At 74.5% G+C, this 20,746-nt stretch carries 18 protein-coding genes; 10 read left to right on the forward strand and 8 right to left on the reverse strand.

Annotated features, from left to right (window positions below; translation table 11 throughout):
* Window positions 1-76: 76 nt before the first annotated feature.
* Window positions 77-1,000, reverse strand: a complete 924-nt coding sequence (locus HNR10_RS29465) for a threonine/serine dehydratase (protein WP_179829222.1) — start codon at window positions 998-1,000, stop codon at window positions 77-79.
* Between the two features lie 101 nt (window positions 1,001-1,101).
* Between HNR10_RS29465 and HNR10_RS29470 the strand changes: the two genes are divergently transcribed.
* Window positions 1,102-2,046: a LysR family transcriptional regulator gene (locus HNR10_RS29470; RefSeq protein ID WP_179829223.1), complete on the forward strand. Its 945-nt coding sequence runs from the start codon at window positions 1,102-1,104 to the stop codon at window positions 2,044-2,046.
* On the opposite strand, the gene HNR10_RS29475 is transcribed toward HNR10_RS29470, so the two are convergent.
* Complete coding sequence (locus HNR10_RS29475; RefSeq protein WP_179829225.1) at window positions 2,001-2,633, reverse strand: trimeric intracellular cation channel family protein; 633 nt, start codon at window positions 2,631-2,633, stop codon at window positions 2,001-2,003. The genes HNR10_RS29470 and HNR10_RS29475 overlap by 46 nt on opposite strands.
* A gap of 269 nt (window positions 2,634-2,902) precedes the next feature.
* Between HNR10_RS29475 and HNR10_RS29480 the strand changes: the two genes are divergently transcribed.
* Window positions 2,903-4,261 carry a dihydrolipoyl dehydrogenase family protein gene (locus HNR10_RS29480; protein ID WP_179829227.1) on the forward strand — a complete coding sequence of 453 codons (1,359 nt, stop codon included), beginning with the start codon at window positions 2,903-2,905 and terminating at the stop codon, window positions 4,259-4,261.
* 339 nt (window positions 4,262-4,600) lie between these two features.
* Here the strand turns inward: HNR10_RS29480 and HNR10_RS29485 are convergent, their stop codons facing one another.
* The gene (locus HNR10_RS29485) at window positions 4,601-5,611 is read right to left on the reverse strand and encodes an N-acetylglucosamine kinase (protein ID WP_179830039.1); all 1,011 of its coding nucleotides are present in this window, start codon (window positions 5,609-5,611) and stop codon (window positions 4,601-4,603) included.
* A gap of 170 nt (window positions 5,612-5,781) precedes the next feature.
* On the opposite strand from HNR10_RS29485, the gene HNR10_RS29490 reads away from it, so the two are divergent.
* Window positions 5,782-7,059 (forward strand): GNAT family N-acetyltransferase, encoded by a 1,278-nt coding sequence (locus HNR10_RS29490; RefSeq protein WP_179829229.1) that lies wholly within the window; start codon window positions 5,782-5,784, stop codon window positions 7,057-7,059.
* Between the two features lie 88 nt (window positions 7,060-7,147).
* Here HNR10_RS29490 and HNR10_RS29495 read toward each other — a convergent pair whose 3' ends face one another.
* Together HNR10_RS29495 and HNR10_RS29500 are read right to left on the reverse strand one after the other, a co-directional pair.
* Window positions 7,148-8,197 carry an aminotransferase class V-fold PLP-dependent enzyme gene (locus HNR10_RS29495; protein WP_179829230.1) on the reverse strand — a complete coding sequence of 350 codons (1,050 nt, stop codon included), beginning with the start codon at window positions 8,195-8,197 and terminating at the stop codon, window positions 7,148-7,150.
* 65 nt (window positions 8,198-8,262) lie between these two features.
* Window positions 8,263-8,802, reverse strand: a complete 540-nt coding sequence (locus tag HNR10_RS29500; protein ID WP_179829232.1) for a MarR family winged helix-turn-helix transcriptional regulator — start codon at window positions 8,800-8,802, stop codon at window positions 8,263-8,265.
* A 239-nt stretch (window positions 8,803-9,041) separates the two neighbouring features.
* On the opposite strand from HNR10_RS29500, the gene HNR10_RS29505 reads away from it, so the two are divergent.
* The 6 genes from HNR10_RS29505 to HNR10_RS29530 all read left to right on the forward strand — a co-directional run bounded on the left by HNR10_RS29505 (window position 9,042) and on the right by HNR10_RS29530 (window position 16,187).
* The gene (locus HNR10_RS29505) at window positions 9,042-10,004 is read left to right on the forward strand and encodes an MBL fold metallo-hydrolase (RefSeq protein WP_179829235.1); all 963 of its coding nucleotides are present in this window, start codon (window positions 9,042-9,044) and stop codon (window positions 10,002-10,004) included.
* A gap of 63 nt (window positions 10,005-10,067) precedes the next feature.
* Entirely contained in the window at window positions 10,068-11,834 is a 1,767-nt protein-coding gene (locus HNR10_RS29510) for an FAD-dependent monooxygenase (RefSeq protein WP_179829237.1), read from the forward strand.
* A gap of 13 nt (window positions 11,835-11,847) precedes the next feature.
* Window positions 11,848-13,047 carry a homogentisate 1,2-dioxygenase gene (locus HNR10_RS29515; protein WP_179829238.1) on the forward strand — a complete coding sequence of 400 codons (1,200 nt, stop codon included), beginning with the start codon at window positions 11,848-11,850 and terminating at the stop codon, window positions 13,045-13,047.
* A gap of 28 nt (window positions 13,048-13,075) precedes the next feature.
* The gene (locus HNR10_RS29520; RefSeq protein ID WP_179829239.1) at window positions 13,076-13,924 is read left to right on the forward strand and encodes a hypothetical protein; all 849 of its coding nucleotides are present in this window, start codon (window positions 13,076-13,078) and stop codon (window positions 13,922-13,924) included.
* Between the two features lie 30 nt (window positions 13,925-13,954).
* A complete protein-coding gene (fahA, locus tag HNR10_RS29525; RefSeq protein WP_179829240.1) occupies window positions 13,955-15,169 on the forward strand; it encodes a fumarylacetoacetase in 1,215 nt (404 codons plus the stop codon).
* A 172-nt stretch (window positions 15,170-15,341) separates the two neighbouring features.
* Entirely contained in the window at window positions 15,342-16,187 is an 846-nt protein-coding gene (locus HNR10_RS29530) for a hypothetical protein (RefSeq protein ID WP_179829241.1), read from the forward strand.
* A gap of 24 nt (window positions 16,188-16,211) precedes the next feature.
* On the opposite strand, the gene HNR10_RS29535 is transcribed toward HNR10_RS29530, so the two are convergent.
* Both HNR10_RS29535 and HNR10_RS29540 read right to left on the reverse strand, forming a co-directional pair.
* Window positions 16,212-17,603, reverse strand: a complete 1,392-nt coding sequence (locus HNR10_RS29535; RefSeq protein ID WP_312889456.1) for an alpha/beta hydrolase domain-containing protein — start codon at window positions 17,601-17,603, stop codon at window positions 16,212-16,214.
* Between the two features lie 218 nt (window positions 17,604-17,821).
* A complete protein-coding gene (locus HNR10_RS29540) occupies window positions 17,822-18,448 on the reverse strand; it encodes a TetR/AcrR family transcriptional regulator (protein WP_179829242.1) in 627 nt (208 codons plus the stop codon).
* 60 nt (window positions 18,449-18,508) lie between these two features.
* Here HNR10_RS29540 and HNR10_RS29545 point away from each other — a divergent pair, with 60 nt between their 5' ends.
* Window positions 18,509-19,939, forward strand: coding sequence for an aldehyde dehydrogenase family protein (locus HNR10_RS29545; protein ID WP_179829243.1), 1,431 nt, complete (start codon window positions 18,509-18,511; stop codon window positions 19,937-19,939).
* Between the two features lie 16 nt (window positions 19,940-19,955).
* On the opposite strand, the gene HNR10_RS29550 is transcribed toward HNR10_RS29545, so the two are convergent.
* Window positions 19,956-20,741 carry a polysaccharide deacetylase family protein gene (locus HNR10_RS29550; protein WP_312889457.1) on the reverse strand — a complete coding sequence of 262 codons (786 nt, stop codon included), beginning with the start codon at window positions 20,739-20,741 and terminating at the stop codon, window positions 19,956-19,958.
* Window positions 20,742-20,746 lie beyond the last annotated feature (5 nt).

Here is a 20,746-nt window from a genome sequence, read left to right on the forward strand (position 1 = left end):
ACCCACCGGGCACGGCGGCGGGCATCGGCCCAGGTGGGGACGGTAGCGCCCGCCGCAGCACCGGCCCGAGCGCGGTTCAGCCCGCGCGGCGCCACTCGGCGTTGGCGCCGCACACGACCAGGCAGGGGCGCTCGCCGGGCACCAGGCCCGCCAGCCAGGCGGCGAAGGGCACGGCGGCGGCCGGTTCGGTGGCGATCCGGAACTCCTCCCACAGCCGGTCCTGGGCGGCGAGGATCTGGTCGTCGCCGACCAGCGCGGTCGTCACCGGGTGCGCGCGCAGGACCTCGAAGGGCACCTCGCCCAGGGTGGCCGCGCCCAGGGCGGAGGAGGCCACGGAGTCCACGGGGCCCTGGACGGGGTGGCCCGCGGCGAGCGCGGAGTGCAGGCTCTGGCAGCCGCGCGGCTCCACTCCGACCACGCGCCGGTCGCCCGAGCCCAGGCGCACCCCGGCCACCAGCCCGCCTCCGCCGACGGCGACCGCGACGGTGTCGCACTCGGGTGCGTCGGCGGCGATCTCCAGGCCGATGGTGCCCTGTCCGGCGACCACGAGCGCGTCGTCGTAGGCGTGCAGGTAGCGCACGCCCTCGGCCTGGGCGCGCGAGCGGGCCTCGGCCGCGGCCTGCGCGTACTCCCGGCCCACCCGGACGATCTCTGCTCCGGTGGCCGCCAGGGGAGCGGCCTTGGCCTCGGGGACCGTCTCGGGGACGTAGACCGTGGCGCGCACGCCGAGCAGCCGGGCCGCGGTCGCCACCCCGAGTCCGTGGTTGCCGCCCGAGGCGGTGATGACCCGGTCGGTCGCCGGGCCGCCGAGCAGGGCGTTGAGCGCTCCGCGCAGCTTGAACGCGCCCGTGCGCTGCAGGTACTCCAGCTTCAGCGAGACGGGGCGGCCGTCGATCTCGGTGTGCAGGACGGGCGTGCGCCGGGCGTAGGGCGCGATGCGCTCCGCGGCGGCTCGGACGTCGGTGGCCGTGGGGACTGCCTGCGCGGTTCTGGAGCTCATGGGACCACTCTGCCGCTACCGGGCATTAACTTAAAGTTGGGCTTGCTAAAGAACCATAAGCAGAAGTTTGTATCGTACTTTGTTGAGCAGGAGGAACGGGCATGCTGGACGCCAACAGGCTGCGCGTGCTGGTGGAGATCGCGCACGCCGGGTCGATCGCCGCCGCGGCCCAGCGGCTCTCCTTCACCCCGCCCGCCCTCTCCCAGCAGCTGACCAAGCTGGAGCGCGAGGTGGGGTGCGCGCTCGTGGAGCGCGGACGCACCGGCGCCACGCTCACCGAGGCCGGCCTGGTCCTGCTCGACCACGGCGAACGCGTCCTGGGCCAGCTCCGCGACGCCGAGGCCGCGGTCCGGGCCGTGGCGGGCGAGCCGCCGGGGCGCCTGTCCCTGGGCGCCTTCGCCAGCGCGGGCAAGGTCCTGCTGCCCGCGACGCTCGCGGCGTTCGGCAGCGAGCACCCCCACGTGCGCCTGTCGCTGTCGGACATCGAACCGCCGGGCGGCTACGACCTGGTCACCTCCGGCGACCTGGACCTGCTCATCACCCACCGCTACCCGGGCGCGCCCCTGCCCCGCACCAGGGGCCTGCACCGCGAGCGCATCCTCGTCGACCCGCTCATGGTCGTCGCCCCCACCGGGCACCCCATCGCCGACCGGGATCCGACCCTGGCCGACCTGGCCGAGGAGGAGTGGATCTGCGGGGCGCCCGGCATCCACAACCGGGTCACCCTGGACGACGCCGCCGCGGCGGCCGGGGTCCGCCTGAACGTCACCTACGAGACGCGCGACTACGAGGTGGCCCTGGCGCTCATCGAGGCGGGCGTCGGCGTGGCGCTCATCCCGCGCAGCATCCTGGGCGCGGCACGCGGCGGGGGCTGGGTCGGCCGCCCGCTCCAGGGCGCCAGCCCGGCACGGGAGATCTTCGCCGTCCACCGCGGCCGCGTCACCGACCCGGTCCCGGCCATGGTCGCGACCCTGCGGCGTACGGCCGCGCGCGCCCTGGACTACAGCGGCGGCGCCCCGGGCGGGGACGGGGCGTTCCACCGGTAGCGCAGCGCCAGCACGCGCACGACGAAGCACAGCACCGCGCCGACCACCGCGACCCAGCCCGCGCCGAAGCCGAAGACGGACACCACGACGACGAACCCGGCGCCGAGCGCGGCCGGGACCGCGTACAGGTGCGAGTTCGCACTGAGCACGGTCGGCACCCGGTTGAGCAGGACGTCGCGGATGGTCCCGCCGCCCACGCCGGTGATGACGCCCAGGATCGTCGCCTGGAGCGGACCGAACCCCAGCTCCATCGCCTTGGTCGCGCCGATCACCACGAACAGGCTCAGGCCGGCGGCGTCGAAGAGCAGGATCGGTTTGGTCAGCTGGCTCAGCTGACCGCTGAGGAAGAACGCCAGGGTCGCTCCGGCCAGAGCGGTCACCAGGTACCGCCAGTCCTGGAAGGTCGCGGGTGTCACGCCCAGCAGGACGTCGCGGATGATGCCGCCGCCGATGGCGGTGATCACGCCCAGCGACATCACGCCGACGATGTCCACGCGCGCGGTGCGCACCGCGGTCAGGGACCCGTCCAGGGCGAAGGCGAAGATGCCGATGAGATCGAGGACGAGGAGAACGGTCAGGGTGGACATGGGGTGGTGTGCCGGGACGGCTTCCTTCCGGGGACGCTGGCGGTGTCGACCCGTCAGTAGACCACGCTCGCGAGGGCGCCGCGGCCCGCCCGGGACGTGACACGCCGCACGCACACGCCGTGCCCACCCTGCCGGGGCTCACCTGCACGGGACCGTGCCCCCCCCGACCGGCCGGACTGACCGCAAGGGCGGCGTGTCGGGCCTTCCCGACACGCCGCCCGGCCGACACCATCGGAACCGACCCCGACGGACGGTGGACGGAGCCAGGCATGGAACACATGGACGCGGTCGTGATCGGCATGGGACCCGGCGGGGAGACCGTCGCGAGCCGACTGCTCGCCGCGGGCAGGCGCGTCGCGGTGGCCGAGCGCGAACTCATCGGCGGCGAGTGCGCCTACTGGGCCTGCATCCCCACCAAGACCCTGCTGCGGCCGCCGGAGGCCCGCGCGGGTGCCGACGGCACCGCGGGCCTGTCGCGGCCGGCTCTGGACTGGCCCGCCCTGCGTGCCTACCGGGACCAGATGATCCGCCACCTGGACGACTCGGCCCAGGTCAAGGGGTACCAGGAGCAGGGCGCCCTCGTCCTCAAGGGCCAGGGCCGGGTCACCGGCCGCGATCCCTGGCGGGTGGAGGTCGGCGGGACCGAGGTGAGCACCGACCACGTCGTGGTCGCCACCGGCTCCGCCGCGCTGCGCCCGCCCGTGCGCGGCCTGGACGACCTCGACCCCGCCACCGTGTGGACCAACCGCGAGGCCACGACCCTGACCGAGATCCCCCGCCGCGCCCTGGTGATCGGCGGGAGCGCCGTGGGCGTGGAACTCGGCCAGTTCCTGGCCAGGATGGGCACGAACGTGACCGTCGTCCAGCGAGGCCCCCGGCTGCTGGACCGGGAGGAACCGCGCCTGTGCGCACTGGTCACCGACCAGTTCGCGCGCGACGGCATCACCGTGCACACCGACACCGAGGTCACCGCCGTTGAGCGCGAGGGGGCCGAGGTCGTCGCGTCCCTGTCCGACGGCACCACCGTGCGCACGGACGTGGTCGTGCTCGCGGCCGGTCGGCGCCCCCGCGCGGACGGCCTGGGCCTGGAGGAGGCCGGCGTCGAACTCGACCGCACGGGTCTGGTCGTGGACGAGCACTGCCGGGCGGCGCCGGGCCTGTGGGGCATCGGCGACGCGACCGGACAGGCGCTGTTCACCCACGTCGCCAAGTACCAGGGACGGCTGGCCGCCGACAACATCCTGGGCGGCGACCGCACCGCCGACTACACGGCCGTGCCCCGGGTGGTGTTCGCCGACCCCGAGATCGCGGCCGTGGGACTCACCGAGTCCCAGGCGCGCGAGCGGGGGATCGACACCGCCACCGCCGAGGCCGACCTGACCAAGACCCTCGCCCGCCCCTGGACCTACGGCACCGACCCGCGCGGCACACTGGGCCTGGTCGCCGACCGTGAGCGGGGCGTCCTGGTGGGGGCGTGGGCGTTCGCACCCCTGGCCTCGGAGTGGATCCACACCGCGGCCCTGGCGATCCGGGCGCGCCTGCCCCTGTCCGTGCTGTCCGACTCCATCATCCAGTTCCCCACCTTCGGGGAGGCCTACCTCATCGCCCTGGAGAACCTCGACCTCTAGCGACGGCTCCGGGCGCCGGTCCCGCCGGACGGGGCGGGACGCTCACCCGCTCCACCTCCGCCCGCCCCGCCCACCCGGCGCGGTGCACGACCCGGCCGTCCACCACCGTCAGCACCACCGGCAGCTCCGGGAGATCGATGCCGCCCAGGACCGCCCCGCGCGTCGGCACCATCCACGTGGTGGGGTCGCTGGACCCGAACGCCGCCGCGGTGATCGCGCGCCGCGCCGTGGAGACGCCCGCGTCGCTGCGGCACTACGCCCGCTCGGCCGCCCGGCTGACCGGGGCCGGATGGTTGCCCGCGCGACGTTCGCGCGCGGGCGGCGTCCGTACGTTCGCGGTCAGGCGGCGTCCGTGCGGTCGCGGTCCCCGCCGCCGAGCGTGAACGCCTCGTGCAGCCGGTGGTCGGACTCCTCCGCCCCCGCGCGCAGCGCCGCCAACCAGGCCGCGCCGCCGGCGGTGGAGCCGGCCAGGACGATCCGCGACCCGGCGGCTCCGAGGGCCAGCTTGCGCGTGAGCGCCTCACGGACGGGGCCCGAGTGCAGCAGGACGCCCCCGGCCAGGACGATGGGCCGGCACTCGCCCGGGGTGCGCACCTGGTGGACCGAGTGGGCCAGATGGCCCGCCGCGGCGTTGATGATCACCTCGGCCGCCGGATCCCCCTGCTCATGCGCCTGACCGACCATGGGGGCGAACGCGGCCAGCCGGATCGGGGGAGCGGCGGTCAGAGTGCGCGCGAAGTTGCGGGCGTGCTCCTCGGGCAGGTGGTCGTCGCCGTCGACCGGGCGCTGGCCCGGGATCACCTCCTTGGCCACCGAGCGCGCCAGCGGGCTCAGCTCCCCACCGTGCGCGAGCTGGCGGGCGGTCTCCTTGGCCGCCTGGTGCCCGATCCAGAACGCCGACCCGTCGTCGCCGATGAGCCAGCCCATCCCGTCGGCCGACCGGTCGCGCCGCCGGTCCACGATCCTGGTGGCGATCGCCCCCGTGCCCGCGATGAGCACCGTCCCGTCGGGTACCGGCGTCCCCGCGGCGAAGGCGATCTCGTCGTCCCCGGTGAACACGCTGTCCGCGGACCCCAGCCCGGCCTCGGCCAGCGCGCCCTCCATCGCCGCGCGCACGTCCGGGTCGCGCATCGCCGACACCCCGGCCAGCCCCACGACGACGGTCGCCACCGCGCCGCGCGCCCCGGGCCCCGCCTGGTCCAGGGCGCCCTCTACCGCCTCGGCGAGCTGGGCGGCCGCGTGCTGGGCCCCGTGGGCGTTGGGGTTGGCCCCGCCGGCCCAGGACTCACCGAGCCGTCGGCCCGTGAGCGTCGTGACCAGGGCACGCGCGCTCGTGCCGCCCGCGTCCACCCCCACCACGAGTCTGGGTCGGCCACCCTCGGGGTGGCGGCGGTCGCTGAGGGCGGGGCGGGTGGTGGTCGAGTGCGTCACAAGGAAGGCTTGCCCGCGCCGACACACCGTTACTCGCACACGGTAAAACCTGTGGCCGGAGCCACGGCCTGCCTGGTAGGCATGCGGTCATGACGAACAATCCCGTAACCGGTCCGCGCCAGAGCCCCGCCGAATGGACCGTGCGCGGCATCGGCCGCGACGAGTTCCCCGAGGTGGCCAGGGTGGTGGGGGAGGCGCTCCTCGCCCCGACGGACGTGGAGACCCGCGTGGAGCGGCTCCTTCCGATCACGGGCGGGTCCGGCCTCGCCCGGATCCTGGTGGCCGTGGACGGCGACGAGGTCGTCGGCGCCGTCAACTCCTTCGACTTCGAGATGGCGATGCCGGGCGGCCCCCGCCAGGTCGCGGGCGTGACCGGCGTGGGCGTGTGGCCCACCCACCGGCGGCGCGGTGTCCTGAGCGCGCTCATGCGCCGCCAGCTCGCCGACCTGCACGCCGCCGGTGAGAGCGTCGCCGCGCTCTGGGCGAGCGAGGGCGGCATCTACGGCCGGTTCGGCTACGGGGCCGCCTCCATGGAGGCGGAGCTGTCCGTCGCCTCCCCCTACGCCGCGCTGCGCGCCGACGCGCCCCGCGACCCGGAGCTGACCGTGCGCCTGAGCGACCCGGGCTCGGTACGCGCGGAGATGGAGGCGCTCTTCCACCAGGAGGCCGCCACCCGGATCGGGCGCTTCCAGCGCTCGGAGGCCTGGTGGGACCGGGTCCTGCGCGACGAGAGCAGCGAGCGGGGCGGCCAGGGCCCCCTGCGCGCGGTCGTGGTGAGCGGACCCGGCGGCCCCCAGGGCTACGCCCTCTACCGCGCCCGGGGCGAATGGGGTGCCGCGGGCCCGCTGGGCGAACTGCGCGTCCAGGAGATGGTCTCCACCACCCCCGCCGCGCGGGTCGCGCTGTACGAGCACGTCTTCTCCCGGGACCTGGTCGCCCGGATCGTCCTGAACTCGACCGCGATGGACGACCCGCTGTGGACGCTGGCGGCCGACCGGCAGCGGATCGGCGCCGTCCCCGGCACCGCGCTGTGGGTCCGCCTGGTCGACGTGCGCGCGGCGCTGGCCGAACGCGCCTACGCGGCGCCGGTGGAGGCGGTCGTGGAGGTCACCGACCGCCACGCGCCCTGGAACGCCGGGCGCTGGAGCCTCAAGGCCGACCGCGACGGCGCCAGGGCCGAGGCCACCGAGAGCGGTCCGGACCTGTCGCTGGACGTGTCCCAGCTCGGCGCGGCCTACCTGGGCCAGAACACGCTGTCGGCCCAGCTGGCCGCGGGCGTGCTGACCGAGCACACCCCGGGCGCGGCCGAGCGGCTCGACGCGGCGCTGCGCGTCCCGCACGCCCCGCTGTGCGCCGTCATCTTCTAGCCGCCCCGGAGGCGTCCGCCCGCCCCGGCCACCCCGCCCGCCCGTCCGTTCGGGCACGAGAGCGGGGCGGGGCGGGCCGTGGTTCGGCCTAGCCCAGGGCCTTGACCAGGCGGTCCACGTCGGACTCGTCGTTGTACAGGTGGAACGAGGCACGCAGTCGCCCGTCGCGCACGGCCGCGACCACACCCGCCTCCGCCACGCGTTCGGCGGCGCCCTCGGGGGCCGGGAGCGAGACGATCGCCGATCCGGTGGGCTCCATGTCCAGCGCGGCTCGCAGGCGGTCGCCGAGCCCGGCGTTGTGGTCGTGGATCGCCGCCACCCCGACCTCCTCGAGCAGCTCCAGGGCCGGTGCCAGACCGATCCACGCCGACCACACCGGCGCCAGGTCCAGGCGGCGGGCGTCCGGGGCCAGCCGCAGCGGCCCGCCGTAGAGCGAGTTCCACGGCTCCTCGCCCGCGAACCAGTTCGGCGCGAGCGGCGCCAGTTCGGCCAGCGCCTCGGCGGTACCGGTCAGCAGCGCGGCGCCGCGCGGGCCGAGCATCCACTTGTAGGTGCTGCACACGGTGTAGTCGATCCGCTCGGCGGGGACCGGCAGCCATCCGGCGGCCTGGGTGGTGTCCACCATCAGGCGGGCCCCGTGGTCGCGGCAGGCGGTGACCAGGTCCTCCAGCGGCGCGATCGCCCCGTCCGCGGACTGCACGGCCGAGACGGCCACCAGGGCGGTGCCCGGACCCACCTCCTCGGGCAGCCGGTCCAGCGGCACCTCGCGGACCGTCACGTCCTCCCGGGCCATGAAGGGGAAGACCACGGAGGCGAACTCGCGCGTGGGCGCGAGCACCTCGGCGCCGGCGGGCAGCGTCGCGGCGATGGTCCCGGCGAACTGGGCCACGTGGGTGCCGATGGCGATGCGGTCGGCGGGCACCCCGGTGATCCGCGCGTAGCCGGCGCGGACCGCCTCGATCGCCGGATCGGCGGCGGTGGCGGAGAAGCGCCCCGACGCCACCGCGCGCACGTGCTGCTCCAGTGCCCGGGTCGCCCGCAGGGGCGTGAGTCCGTGGGTGGCGGTGTTGAGGTAGGTGGTCTCCGGGGTGAACTGCTGCTGGGCGGCGTGCAGCCGCGCGCGCTGGGAGTCGTCCATGCCCCGATGCTCACAGCCCGCGGCGGCGGGCTCAAGGTCCAATTCCGGCCGCCGGACGGACCCGGTCAGTTGCGGAACTTGGCCTGGGCCTCGGTGGAGCCGGCCATGAGCTTGTTGAGGAGCCGGACGAGCTCCTGGCGCTCGGCGGGCTCCAGGGCCTCGGCCCAGGCGCTCTCCCGCCGGTTGTGCGCGCGGAAGCCGCCCAGGATCGCCCGGTAGCCGTCCTCGGTGAGGCTGAGCTGGAGGGCGCGCCGGTCGTGGGTGGCGCGCTCGCGCAGGATGAGGCCGTCCCGCTCCAGGGTGTTGAGCAGCGCGGACAGCGCGGCGCGGCTCATCCCCGAGATCTCGGCGGTGGTCTTGGCCTCCATCGGGCCGGCCAGCCACAGGGCGAAGATCACCCGGAACCCGGGCCAGGTCAGGCCGCGCGGCCGGTGGACGCTCGACTCCAGGTCGTAGATGACCATGCTCGTCGCCCGGTTGAGGGTGAGGACCATGCGCATGGCGTCGGCGTTGACGGAGGGAAGCTCCTGCTCGGCCTTCTGCACCGCGTAGTCCACGAATGACCAGAAGGTGAGATCGCTGGGGGGAGCGGTGTTATGGGTCACGGCCCCAGCCTAGTACCCGGGATCCGGGGCCCACCGGGGCGTGTGCTCCACCGGCGCGCGGTGGCGCCTCGGGGACACCCGCGGGGGCGGACAGTAGTGTGTCACTGTGACGTGTATCACGACATCACTCCTCCTACGCCTCTTGGGGGTGTGGTGCGGGGCACGTTATGGTCCAACTAATCAAATGTTTGATCATTAGGGCGGCGGCAGCCGCCCACGCGAGTGAAGGGCCTTCGACCATGGCAGCCAAGCCGTTCGCCTCCTCCGCCGACACCGAGGCCAAGCAGCAGACACTGGAAGTCCTGGCCGACGGCGTCTACGCGCTCACCGCCGAGGGCGACCCCAACGTGGGCGCGATCGAGGGCGAGGACTTCGTCGTCGCCTTCGAGGCCCTGGCCACCCCCGCCGCCGCGCGGGACTGGCTCGCCCTGCTGCGCGAGCACACCGACAAGCCCGTGCGCTACCTCGTCCTGTCGCACTACCACGCGGTCCGCGTCCTGGGCGCCAGCGCCTTCGACGCCGAGATCATCCTCACCCACGAGAAGACGCACGAACTCATCCGCGAGCGCGGCAAGGAGGACTGGGCCAGCGAGTTCGGCCGCATGCCGCGCCTGGCCAAGGACCCCGACTCCGTCCCCGGCCTGACCTGGCCCACCCAGACCTTCGCCGACCGCACCACCATCGACCTCGGCGGCGACCGCGGCGAGCTGGTCCTGGAGTACTTCGGGCGCGGCCACACCGAGGGCGACATCGTCGCCTGGCTGCCCCGGCACCGCATCCTCTTCGCCGGGGACCTGGTCGAGGCCGAGGCCGCGCTCTACACCGGCGACGCCTTCCACCACGACTGGGCGGGCGCCACCCTGGACGCCGTCGCCGCGCTGGAGGCGGAGATGCTCGTCGGCGGGCGCGGCGCCGTCACCCGGGGCCGCGACCAGGTCGACGCGGCCATCGCCCAGACCCGCGGGTTCCTCACCACCATGATCCGCGAGGTCGGGGCCGTCCACGAGCGCGGCGGCACCCTCAAGGAGGCCTTCACCGCCGCCCACGGCGCGCTGGAGGGCACCTACGGCCACTGGCCCATCTTCGAGCACTGCCTGCCCTTCGACGTCTCGCGCCTGTGGGACGAGTTCTCCGGGATCGAGCGCCCCGTCATCTGGACCGCCGAGCGCGACCGCGAGGTCTGGGACCGGCTCCAGGACTGACCCGGAGCCCACCGGCCGAGCACCGCCACCGCCGCCCGCCACCGATCCCAGAACGGAGCCCTCATGCGACCCCCTGCTCCTCGCAGTCCGTCCGACCCCGCCGCCGACCCGGTGCTGGTGCTCGGCGCCGGCCCCGTGGGCCAGACCGCCGCCCTGCTGCTGGCCCGGCGCGGCGTCCCCGTCCTGGTCGTGGACGGCCGCCCGGCACGCGACGCCGTCGGATCCAAGGCCATCTGCCAGCAGCGCGACGTCCTGGACGTCTGGGACTGGCTGGGCGGCGGCACCATCGTCCGCGAGGGCCTGACCTGGGACACCGCCCGCACCTTCTACCGCGACCAGGAGCTGTTCAGCGTCCGCCTGCCGGACCCGGGCGCCTCACCCCTGCCGCCCTTCGTCAACATCTCCCAGTCCCGCACCGAGCAGGTGCTCGACGAACTCCTGGACGGCGCCGGCGTCCAGGTGCTGTGGAACCACCGCGTCAGCGGCCTGACCCAGGACGACGAGGGCGTCACCGTCACCTGCGACACACCCGAGGGCCCCGTGGACCTGCACGGGACCCACGCCGTGTCCTGCCTCGGCGCCCACGGCGGGGTCGTGCGCGAGGCGGTCGGCGCGTCCTTCGAGGGCACCTCCTTCGACGACCGCTTCCTCATCTGCGACATCCGCGCGCAGCTGCCCGGCTGGGAGCGCGAGCGCCGCTTCTACTTCGACCCGGAGTGGAACCCCGGCCGCCAGGTGCTCATCCACCCCTGCCCCGACTCCGTCTTCCGGATCGACTGGCAGGTCCCGCCGGACTTCGACCTGGACACCGAGCGCTCCAGCGGCCGGCTGGACGCCCGGATCCGCCAGATCATCGGGGACACGCCCTACGAGATCGTCTGGCACTCGGTGTACCGCTTCCACACGCGCACCACCGACCGCATGCGCGTGGGGCGCGTCCTGCTGGCGGGCGACAACGCCCACCTGGTGGCGCCCTTCGGCGCCCGCGGCCTCAACTCCGGCGTCCAGGACGCGGAGAACGCCGCCTGGAAGCTCGCCTACGTGCGGGCCGGATGGGCACCGCCGGAACTCCTGGCGACCTACGAGACCGAGCGCCACGCCGCGGCGCTGGAGAACGCCGACGTCACCAGCGCCACCATGCGCTTCCTCGTCCCCCACGACGAGGCCGAGCGCGAACGGCGCGTCAGCGTCCTGGACCGGGCGCTGACCGACGAGGCGGTCCATGCCCAGGTCGACTCGGGCCGCCTGGCCGAACCCTTCTGGTACACCGACTCCGTCCTGACCACCCCGTGCGCCGAGCGCCCCTTCGGCGGCCGGCCGCCCCGGGGGCGGGCCCCGGCCCCCTGCCCCGGCGTCATGCTCCCCGATGCCCCCGTCACGCTCCCGGGCGAGCCCGCGCCCACGCGGATCCGCGCCCTGCTGCGGGAGGGCCTGACCCTGCTCGTGGGCGCGGTGCCCCCCGACACCGACCGGGCGGCCTTCCTCGACCGCGTGCTCGGGACCGCCCAGGACACCACGCCCGCCCCGGTCACCGCCCTGTACCTGCACGACATCGACACCACCGGCGCGCTGGACGCGGCCCTGGCCCCCGAACCCGGCCAGGTCTGGCTGGTGCGCCCCGACGCCCACGTCGCCGCCGTCGTGGCCGGCACCGACACCGCGGCCCTACGGGCGGCCGTGCGCGCGGCGCTGGGCGGGGCGGTCCGCCCGGCCGCCGGGAGCACCGACGGGGTCGAGGAGGCCGACGGCGTCGAGGCCGTCGACGGCGTCGAAGGCGCGCCTCCGGGGCCGGGAACGGCTCCCGCCACGCACTCACCCAGCCCACGGTAAGGAGATCACCGCCATGGCCCACTACCGCCACGTCGGCGAGGTGCCCCGCACCCGCCACACCCAGCACCGCAACCCCGAGGGCGGGCTGTACTACGAGGAACTGATGGGGGAGGAGGGCTTCTCCAGCGACTCCTCCCTGCTCTACCACCGCGCCATCCCCTCCGCCATCGCCGACGCCGCGGAATGGCGGGTGCCGGACCTGTCCCGCACGCGCAACGCGCCGATGGTCCCCCGCCACCTGCGGCTGCACGAGCTGTTCTCCGACCAGGACTGGAAGGCCGCCGACGTCGTGGAGTCGCGCCGCCTCGTCCTGGGCAACGACGACGTGCGCATCTCCTACGTGGTCGCCGGGGCGCCCTCGCGGCTGTACCGCAACGGCATCGGCGACGAGTGCGTGTACGTGGAGTCCGGAACGGCCCGCGTGGAGACCGTGTTCGGCGCCCTGGAGGTCGGCGGCGGCGACTACGTCATCCTGCCCCGCGCCACCACCCACCGCTGGGTGCCCACCGGCGACGGGCCGCTGCGGGCCTACGCCATCGAGGCCAACAGCCACATCGCCCCGCCCAAGCGCTACCTGTCCCGCTACGGGCAGTTCCTGGAGCACGCGCCCTACTGCGAGCGCGACCTGCGCGGCCCCACCGAGCCGCTGCTGGCCGAGGGCGAGATGGTCGACGTCCTCATCAAGCACCGCGGCGACGGGCCAGGCGGGATCTCCGGCACCCGCTACACCTACCCCACCCACCCCTTCGACGTCGTGGGCTGGGACGGGTGCCTGTACCCCTACGCGTTCAACGTCGCCGACTTCCAGCCCATCACCGGCCGCGTGCACCAGCCGCCGCCCGTCCACCAGGTCTTCGAGGGGCACAACTTCGTGATCTGCAACTTCGTGCCCCGCAAGGTGGACTACCACCCCGAGTCCATCCCGGTGCCCTACTACCACTCCAACGTCGACTCCGACGAGGTCATGTTCTACTGCGGGGGCGACTACGAGGCGCGCAAGGGCTCGGGGATCGGCCAGGGATCGATCTCCCTGCACCCGGGCGGGCACTCCCACGGACCCCAGCCCGGCGCCTACGAGCGCAGCGTCGGCGTCCACTACTTCGACGAGCTGGCCGTCATGGTCGACACCTTCCGACCGCTCGACCTGGGCGAGGGCGGCCGGGCCTGCGACGACGGCGGCTACGCCTGGACCTGGGCCGGAGGACGCCGATGAGAGTCCGCCACCCGGGGGAGGGGACCCGATGAGCGACGCCCTCTACGCCCACCTCTTCGACGACGCCGCGCTCTTCCCGCCCGGGAACGCCCCCATGGGCGAGGCCGTGCCCGCCCACCGCGAGCACCTGGCCGGGCGCCGCGCCCGCTACGTCGGGCCGTTCCTGGTCTCCGACGCACGCATCGCCGAACTGCGCACCTTCCTGAGCCGGGAGGACGACGGGCACGCTCCGATGGCCGTCGTGGTCACCGTGCCCGGAGGGCCCGAGGCGGTCGGGCCGGCGGTGGCGGCCGTGCGGGCCGACCCCGCGCTGCGCCTGGCCGCCGTCGAGGTCGCCGCCGAGCCGAGCCGGGCCGCCGCCGCGGCCGAGCAGCTCGACCGCCACCTGCCCGAGGGCGCCGAGGGCTACGTCGAGCTCTCGCGCGTGGGCGACGTGCCCGCCGACCTGGCGGACCTGGCCGTCACCGGCCACCGGGCCAAGTACCGTACCGGCGGCCTCGTCCCCGAGGCCCACCCCGACGAGGCCGAACTCGCCCGGCTGCTGCACGCGGCCGTCGCGGCGCGGGTGCCGTTCAAGTGCACGGCCGGACTGCACCGCGCCGTCCGCCACACCACCGCCGAGGGATTCGAACAGCACGGCTTCCTCAACGTGCTGCTGGCCACCCACGCCCTGGTCTCGGGCGCCGGCCCCGAGGAGGCCGCCGGCGTCCTGGCCGACCGCGACGGCCGGTCCGTGGCCGCCGGGATCGGCGCGCTCACCCACGAGGACGCCGTGGCCGTCCGGCGCGCCTTCCGCTCCTTCGGCACCTGCAGCGTCACCGAGCCGCTGGAGGACCTGGTGGTCCTCGGAGCGCTGCCCGCGGCCCGCACCCACTGACCACCCGACACCGACCAGGAAGCGACCCCCATGCCCGACAGCTGGCTCGACCTCGACCCGGACGCGCCCTTCGGACTGGCCACCCTGCCCTACGGGGTGTTCAGCACCGCAGCCGACCCCGCGCCGCGCACCGGCGTGGCCGTGGGCGCCCACGTCCTGGACCTGGGCGCCGCGGCCCGTGCCGTGGGCGCACCCTTCGCCGACACCGTCGCGGGTCCCTCGCTCGACGCGCTCATGGCCGCCGGGCGGCCCGTGTGGGACCAGGTCCGCGAGGCCCTGACCGCCTGGCTCACCGACCCCGCCCACGAGGCGGCCGTGCGCCCGCACCTGGTGGAGCGCGACGCGGTCACCCTGCACCTGCCGTTCACCGTCGCCGACTACGTGGACTTCTACGCCTCCGAGCACCACGCGAGCAACGTCGGCCGCATCTTCCGGCCCGAACAGGAGCCCCTCACACCGAACTGGCGGCACCTGCCCATCGGCTACCACGGACGCTCCGGCACCGTCGTGGTGTCGGGGACCGACATCGTGCGGCCCACCGGCCAGCGCAAGCCGCCGACCGAGCCGGCCCCGGTGTTCGGACCCTCGGTCCGCCTGGACATCGAGGCCGAGGTCGGGTTCGTCGTCGGCACGCCCAGCCCCATGGGCTCCCGCGTGGCCGTCGACGACTTCGCCGACCACGTGTTCGGGGTCTTCCTGCTCAACGACTGGTCCGCGCGCGACCTCCAGGCCTGGGAGTACGTGCCGCTCGGCCCGTTCCTCGGCAAGTCGTTCGCCACCTCGGTCTCCCCGTGGATCGTGCCGGTGGCCGCCCTGTCGGCCGCCCGGGTGGAGCAGCCCGCCCAGGACCCCGAGCCGCTGCCCTACCTCCGGGGCGCGCAGCCGTGGGGGCTGGACCTGCGCCTGGAAGTGCGGCTGAACGGGCACGTCGTCTCCCGTCCGCCGTTCGAGCTGATGTACTGGACCGCCGCCCAGCAGCTCGCCCACATGACCGTCAACGGCGCCTCCCTGCGCACCGGGGACGTCTACGCCTCCGGCACGGTCAGCGGCCCCGAGGCGGGCCAGCGCGGCTGCCTCCTGGAACTGACCTGGTCCGGCAAGGAGCCCCTGCACCTGCCCGACGGCACGGAGCGCACGTTCCTGGAGGACGGCGACGAGGTCACCATCACCGCCACCGCGCCCGGACCCGACGGGACGAGGGTGGACTTCGGCGAGGTCGCCGGGCGCGTCCTGCCCGCCCGCTAGGACCCTCCACGCCGAGCCCCGGACCCGCCACCGCGGGTCCGGGGCTCCGCTGCGTCCGGGGGTCCACGATTAACCTCCTCGAAATGTCGCGTTCCCGGTGTGGATGATATAAATCCGGTGCCCTCCCGCGCATAGCGGAACAATTCATCCGACGAAGCCGGAAAAGAGACCCATGCCATTCGAGATGGCCGGAACGATGGCCGGACATTCGTCCGCTCCAGCCCCCAGAACACGGAACACGGGGATCGTCGCAGGTGCGGGCCGGGGCCTGGCCCCCGCGCTCGGCCCGGTCCTGGCCGGCCTGGTGCTGGTGACCGGGTGCTCCGCCGGGGCGTCCGAGGACGGCCGCACCGTCCTCACCGCGCCGGCGGACCCCTCCGACGCCGAGAGTTCCGACGGGGCAGGCGATCCGGACGCTCCGCCGCCTCCCGACAACCTCGATCTGGCGGCCTTCGAACCGCTGGAGGGCGGGGGGACGATGCAGGACCGCTACCCGGTCGAGTTCTCCCGCGAGGCCGAGGGAGGGGTGTCGATGGTCCTGGCCTATCTGAGAGCGGTCTCCACCAGCGACACCATGGAACTGGGCGGCGCCGTCACCGTCTACCATGCCCGCGGCCAGGACCGGGACCCGGAATCCGCGGGAACGGAATTCCTGGCCGAACGCGCGTCGGATATCTCCGAGGCGGCACTTTCGGCCGACGCGGAGTTCGACCCGGAAAGATATCCCTCCCCCGGTTCCACCCACGACATCACACCGATCGGTGTGATGTGGCGCACCGCCGGCGCCTCCACCGTCGAGGTGTACGTCCTCGCCGAGGAGCGGATCGCGGACGGCCTCGGCCTGGAGCTGGAACGGACGAGCGTCCACGGACACGTCATCGAGTGGAACCCCGTCGCCCGGGTGGGCTTCGGCGACTGGCTCGTCACCGGGGACCCCGAACCCGGCGGGCTCGGAATCCCCGACGACCGGCGCCACTCGCTGGAGCACCCGTACTGGACGCCCGTCACCGTGTCCTGACCACCGGCCGGACGCCCGCCGTCCCTACCCGCCCACGCCCGAGCGCACGGCGGTGTGCCGGTTCTCCCGGGCGTCGGCGCGGGTGAGGTAGCCCGAGCGCACGTTGGCCACGTCCGAGCGCACGACCGCGGACACGTAGGAGCCGCGGGTCGGGTAGCGCTCGGACAGCTCCTCCTCGCCGTAGGGCCGGTGCGTGCCGAAGAGGTAGCAGAACGCGCTGTCCGGATCGGCCGCGCGGTTGGTCCCCGTGTTCAGCGCGGTGGGCGCCTCCAGCTGGGACAGCCGGATACCGCCCAGCGCGTGCCCGTCCGCCTCCCGCAGGATCTCGCCCGAGGCGGTCCGCTCGATCGGGTCGGCCCCCGGCGGCGGTGTGCCGTGGGCGACCCAGTCGCGCAGGTGGTCGTAGGAGGCGTTGAGCGGATGCTGCAGCGGGACCCGGCTGAACGGGGGCTCGGCGCAGGCGAAGTCGGTCTGCCCGCCCAGGTCGCGCTCCTCCAGGCCCGCCCGCGCCGCGCGCCCGGCCCAGCCCGAGTGGGCCGCGCCCGCCACCTCCCACACCCGCAGGGTGTCGGTGTCCTCCCGCGGCACCGACCCGGCGACGTCGGTCTCCGAGAGCACCTGGAAGACCGGTGCGGGACGCTCGCCCGAGGGGGCCGGGCCCACCATGAACCCGTACCCGTCGAAGACCGCCTCGGTGTGCGGCAGGACCTGGTCGTGGTACACCGTCATCCGGGCGGCCGACTGCGACGCCCCGATCGCCAGGACCTCGTCGTAGGCCAGACCGCCGGCCAGCGGGCCGCCGCCGGGGACGCGCAGGGCCTGGGCGGCCTGCGCGAACACGTCGTAGGACAGCCGGTCTCCGCCCACGGCACCGCCGTCGGTGACGTCCAGGCCGCCGTAGCGGGCCGGGCTCCACCCCGCCAGATGGGCCACGCCCACGTTCTGGGCGGAGACCCCCACCCAGGTGTAACCCGAGCGCATGATGTGGTCGGAGCTGGGCGCCCACAGGGCGTCGATGTCGTAGCCCGCCGTCACGTTCTGCCACTCGACCAGCGCGGTCCCGTTCGAGTCCCGTTCCGCGGCGGGCCGGCGCACGACCACCCGCGTCCGGTAGGGGTGCTCGGAGACCGCGGCACCGTCGGAGTACTGGCGTGCCGTGCCCGAGAGCAGGAACTCCTCCTCGACGTAGCCGTGGGCGTCCAGGTCGGCGTCGGTCGCGAAGAACGGAGCGGTGCCCCCGATGTCGTCGGCGGCCGGATCGCCGGGCACCGCGCTCGGCAGCGGGCCCTCGACGTCGGGGAGGGGGACGGGCAGGAGGTCGGCGGGGACCGGAGCGGCCGAGACCGTCGACGTGCACAGGAGGAGGCCGAGCCCGAGGGCGGCGACCGCCCCGAGCCGGCGTGGACGTGGTGCCACGGCGATCACCCTTTCGTCGGGCGCGCAGGGGGTCCGCGCCCGTTCGCTGGTGGGCCAGGCGAACGTAGCGCGCCCCGGCACCGCCCACAACGGGGGCGGAGGGGTCCCGGGCACGGACCGGTCGTTTCCCTGATCCGGCGCCCCCGGCCGGTGCCCCGGCCGGTGCCCCGGCCGCTGTGCCGGCCGTCCCGGCGCCGGACGGGGGCGCTCGCGCGAGGTCAGGCGGCGGGGGCGCCCAGGGCGCGCAGGAGGTAGGGGAGCAGGCGGTCGGCCATGTCCGCGCCCGGACTGGCACCGGGGGTGTGCGGGATGAGGAACGTGTGGCTGACCATCGGACCGATGACCATCTCGCCGACGACCAGGGGATCCTCCACGGGGGCGATCTCGCCGCGGCCCGCGGCGCGGTCCAGCAGGGCCGAGACCCGGTTCTGCAGGGGCAGGACGAAGGCCTCGAAGAGCACGTCGGCCAGCGCCCGGTTGTGCGCGGCCTCGCCCAGGACGGCGCGCAGGAGACGGCCCGAGGCGCCGTCCAGCGCGTCGGCCTTGTCGTGCAGCAGGGCCCGCAGGTCCGCCCGCAGGCTGCCGTGGTCGGTGTCGGGCCCCAGGTCCTCGGCCCAGGCCTGGGCGGCCCCCACCACCAGGTGCTCCTTGGAGCGCCAGCGGCGGTACAGGGTGGCGGTCGAGACGCCGGCGCGCTTGGCGACGGCGGCCGTCGTCAGGCCGCTGTAGCCGTGCGCCTGCAGTTCGGCGAGGGTGGCGTCCATCAGCGCGCGGTCCCGGGCGGCGTCACGCGGCCGTCCCCGGGCGGGGGCGGCGGACGCTTCGGGCAGATGGTCCGTGGTCATGCCCGGAATCCTATGCGAGTCTCCCTATCGAAACGAAAAGCTTTCGTTTAGTATCGGCCCATGTCGAACACCGAGGCCACCAGTGCATCCCCCACCACGACCGCCGACATCGTCACGACCGCGGACATCGTCGCGACCGTCGCCCGGCTGCGCTCCGCGTTCGCCGACGGCCGCACCAAGCCCCTCGCTTGGCGGCGCGCCCAGCTGCGCGCCCTGCGCCGGCTGCTCACCGAGGAGCGCACCGCCCTGGAGGAGGCGCTCAGGGCCGACCTCGGCAAGAGCCCGGTGGAGTCGCACACCACCGAGATCGGCTTCGTGGTCAACGAGATCGACCACACGCTCAAGCACCTGGCGTCGTGGCTGCGCCCCCAGCGGGTGTCGGTGCCCATGGCCCTGGCCCCGGCCAAGGCCCGCCGCGTACGCGAGCCGCTGGGCACCGTGCTCATCATCTCCCCGTGGAACTACCCGGTGAACCTGGCCCTGGCGCCGCTGGTCGGCGCCCTCGCGGCCGGCAACGCCGCCCTGGTCAAGCCCAGCGAGCTCGCCCCGGCCACCTCGGCCGCCCTGGCCGACCTGCTCCCGCGCTACCTCGACACCGAGGCGGTCGCCGTGGTGGAGGGCGGTGTGCCCGAGAGCACCACCCTGCTGGAGCAGCGCTTCGACCACATCTTCTACACCGGCAACGGGGCCGTGGCCCGGATCGTCATGGGCGCCGCGGTCAAGCACCTGACGCCGGTCACCCTGGAACTGGGCGGCAAGAGCCCCGCCATCGTGGAGCCCGGAGCCGACCCGGCCACCACCGCCCGCCGCCTGGCCTGGGGCAAGTTCACCAACGCCGGCCAGACCTGTGTGGCCCCCGACTACGTGCTCGCCATCGGCGAGAGCGCCCCCGAGCTCGAACGGGAGCTCGCCGCGGCCATCACCGAGATGTTCGGCGAGGACCCGGCGCGCAGCGCCGACTACGGCCGCATCGTCAACGAGCGCCACTTCGACCGGCTCACCGCGCTGCTGGACTCGGGGACCGTCGTGGCCGGAGGAGAGCACGACCGCGACGACCTCTACATCGCCCCGACGGTGCTGGGCGGGGTCTCCGCCGACGCGCCCGTGATGGCCGAGGAGATCTTCGGGCCGATCCTGCCCGTCATCCGGGTCCCCGACCTGGACGCGGCCATCGCGTTCGTCAACGAGCGGGACAAGCCGCTGGCCCTGTACGCCTTCACCGAGTCCGAGGCGACCAAGCGGCGCCTGACCACCGAGACCTCCTCCGGCGGCCTGGCCTTCGGCCTGCCCATCGCCCACCTGGCGGTCCCGGGCCTGCCCTTCGGCGGGGTCGGTGAGAGCGGGATGGGCGCCTACCACTCCGCCGCCTCGATCGACACCTTCTCGCACACCAAGTCGGTGCTCGACAAGTCGCTGCGCCTGGACACCATGCGGGTGGCCTACGCGCCGATCACCGACCTCAAGGAGCGGCTCCTGCGGAAGATGCTCTGACCAGGGCGCCGGGAGGCTAGAGCCGGGCGTCGGTGTACAGGTCGCCCGGCTCCATGCCGTCGGAGAACAGCTCGTCGACCGTGACGAAGTGGTAGCCCTGGCGGTGCAGGCCCTTGAGCACCGCCGGCACCGCCTCTACGGTGGACTCGTGGATGTCGTGGAAGAGCACCACGCTGCCGGGGGCGGTCTCGTCCAGGGTGACGTCGGTGACCGTGTCGGCGTCGCGGCTCTGCCAGTCCAGGGTGTCCACGTCCCACAGGACCATGGGCTGGTCGATGGCCGAGCGCGCCGTGTCGTCCAACGAGCCGTAGGGCGGACGCATGGTCGCGGGTTCGGTCCCGGTCGCCTCGCGGATCGCCTCGTTGGTGCGCTCCATGTCCTTCTCGACCGCGTCGGCCGACAGCGTGGCCAGGTCGGCGTGGTCCCAGGAGTGGTTGCCGACCTCGTGCCCCTCCTCCACCATCCGCTGGAGGGTGTCGGTGTGGTGCGCGACCTTGGAGCCCAGGACGTAGAAGGTAGCCTGTGCGTCGTAGCCGGCCAGCGTGTCCAGCAGCTCGTCGGTGTACGCGCCGGGACCGTCGTCGAAGGTCAGGGCCACGCACTTGAGCCGCGCGCAGTCGAGGGGCTCGCCGCTGAGCCCGCCGACCACCGCGGAGGTGGGGTACCCGGCCGGGCCGGGAACGTCCGGGACCGCCGCCGCGGCGGCGGCGGGCGCGGCCAGGGCGGCACAGGCGCTCAGCGCGGACACGAGGGCGACCGCGGGCCGGATGAAGGTGCGCTGGGGTGAGAGTGTCGCGTTCACGCATC

The organism is Nocardiopsis aegyptia, from assembly GCF_013410755.1.
In the GTDB taxonomy this organism is placed as follows: Bacteria; Actinomycetota; Actinomycetes; order Streptosporangiales; family Streptosporangiaceae; genus Nocardiopsis; species Nocardiopsis aegyptia.

Excerpts from the sequence above, each read along its gene's own strand:
- HNR10_RS29530 (WP_179829241.1), top strand. The coding sequence starts at position 15,342 with ATGCCATTCGAGATGGCCGGAACGATGGCCGGACATTCGTCCGCTCCA.
- HNR10_RS29470 (WP_179829223.1), top strand. The coding sequence starts at position 1,102 with ATGCTGGACGCCAACAGGCTGCGCGTGCTGGTGGAGATCGCGCACGCC.
- HNR10_RS29480 (WP_179829227.1), top strand. The coding sequence starts at position 2,903 with ATGGAACACATGGACGCGGTCGTGATCGGCATGGGACCCGGCGGGGAG.
- HNR10_RS29490 (WP_179829229.1), top strand. The coding sequence starts at position 5,782 with ATGACGAACAATCCCGTAACCGGTCCGCGCCAGAGCCCCGCCGAATGG.
- HNR10_RS29495 (WP_179829230.1), bottom strand. The coding sequence starts at position 8,197 with ATGGACGACTCCCAGCGCGCGCGGCTGCACGCCGCCCAGCAGCAGTTC.
- HNR10_RS29540 (WP_179829242.1), bottom strand. The coding sequence starts at position 18,448 with ATGACCACGGACCATCTGCCCGAAGCGTCCGCCGCCCCCGCCCGGGGA.
- HNR10_RS29510 (WP_179829237.1), top strand. The coding sequence starts at position 10,068 with ATGCGACCCCCTGCTCCTCGCAGTCCGTCCGACCCCGCCGCCGACCCG.
- fahA (WP_179829240.1), top strand. The coding sequence starts at position 13,955 with ATGCCCGACAGCTGGCTCGACCTCGACCCGGACGCGCCCTTCGGACTG.
- HNR10_RS29475 (WP_179829225.1), bottom strand. The coding sequence starts at position 2,633 with ATGTCCACCCTGACCGTTCTCCTCGTCCTCGATCTCATCGGCATCTTC.
- HNR10_RS29505 (WP_179829235.1), top strand. The coding sequence starts at position 9,042 with ATGGCAGCCAAGCCGTTCGCCTCCTCCGCCGACACCGAGGCCAAGCAG.
- HNR10_RS29465 (WP_179829222.1), bottom strand. The coding sequence starts at position 1,000 with ATGAGCTCCAGAACCGCGCAGGCAGTCCCCACGGCCACCGACGTCCGA.
- HNR10_RS29515 (WP_179829238.1), top strand. The coding sequence starts at position 11,848 with ATGGCCCACTACCGCCACGTCGGCGAGGTGCCCCGCACCCGCCACACC.
- HNR10_RS29545 (WP_179829243.1), top strand. The coding sequence starts at position 18,509 with ATGTCGAACACCGAGGCCACCAGTGCATCCCCCACCACGACCGCCGAC.
- HNR10_RS29520 (WP_179829239.1), top strand. The coding sequence starts at position 13,076 with ATGAGCGACGCCCTCTACGCCCACCTCTTCGACGACGCCGCGCTCTTC.